This is a genomic window from Thermogutta sp. (assembly GCF_039793925.1).
GTDB lineage: Bacteria > Planctomycetota > Planctomycetia > Pirellulales > Thermoguttaceae > Thermogutta.
In genome coordinates, this window is record NZ_JBAMME010000148.1 from 1 (window position 1) to 1,184 (window position 1,184).

The window sequence follows — 1,184 nt, forward strand, 5'->3', positions numbered from 1 at the left end:
CGCAGACCAGCTGTCCCCCGCCGGGCGACCCCCAGTACCTGTGCATTACGACGGCGCCCGTCCTCACACGCGCAAAGAGGCCGCGCGGGTTAATAAATATGGATGGGATGAAGGAATAAACATTATGTGTGCGCTCAGTAGTTCCGAAAGTAGCCCATAGATGATCTTGGATATGGTATAGCACTGCCACGGGCGATGGGCCCATCGCTACGCGTATCTAGGGCCCCTCCGACCGTGCATCTTTGCCATGCTTAGAAGAACACGCGGCCAGCTCACTGCCCCCGATAGGAGATGACTAAATTACGCCGTTACCAGTAGTAACTGACTATTGATCCACCATCCAAGATAGAGAAGAGGTCAGCAAGATTATTAGGTCTACCCGGCCGTCCGCCATGTATGAAAATAGTCGGCATACTTGCGACGATGGACGCGTTGTCCCAGGGCTATCCATTCATCGAGGCAGTGCACTCGTTCCTTAGGTGGGGCGATGCGCTTTACGTGGCGGATGGCTCCTCGGACGGGACTGAGAGAATTCTCGAGAGGTTCGCCAAGAACCGCAGAATAAGGGTGTACAGGCTCCGGTGGAGCGCTGAGGGGGAGAAGGGAGAGGCGATAGGAAGCGCGTACAACGCGCTGCTGAGGAAGGCGCGCCTAGAGGAGGATGGAAGGGAATGGGTGGTGGAGGTACAGGCCAATGAGGTCTTCCACGAGGACTCCCACCGCTGGCTCAGACAGCTGCCGGAAATATTTCCGGGGAAAGCCGGGTTCCTGATTCCATATCGCAGCCTCCACGGGACCTATATGGTGGAGGCGCTGTGGAGACTCAGGTACGCGCACATGGATCGGGAGCTCGTAATCCGGGGGGATGCCGTTGCGCTGAACTCCCGTGAGAGGTATTCTCCAGCGAGGCATCTGCGCATGTTCGCGATGGAGCTATGGAAGACATACGTGAGGCCCACGGATCCGTATCAGCGGTTCTTCTGGTACGCCGAGGAGGGATTGGAGCCTGCGCCCATCGTGCCCGCATTCCGCTACAGGGTCCTGCTCCCAGGTGACACACTGGAGAAGCACAGGAGGCACGTGGAACTGTACAGGGGGATCCCGGAGTACGTGGAACTGTACAGGCAGGTGGAGGCCGCGAGGAGGGAGGCGAGATCGTTGGACGAGTTCTGGAGGATCACCGC

Annotated in this window: 1 protein-coding gene; it reads left to right on the plus strand. The window is 58.4% G+C overall.

Going from position 1 to position 1,184, the window contains the following annotated elements; translation table 11 throughout:
* Positions 1 to 396: 396 nt before the first annotated feature.
* Positions 397 to 1,184: glycosyltransferase family A protein (locus tag ABJK56_RS06080; protein ID WP_347243771.1), on the plus strand; the 788-nt coding region annotated here is incomplete at its 3' end.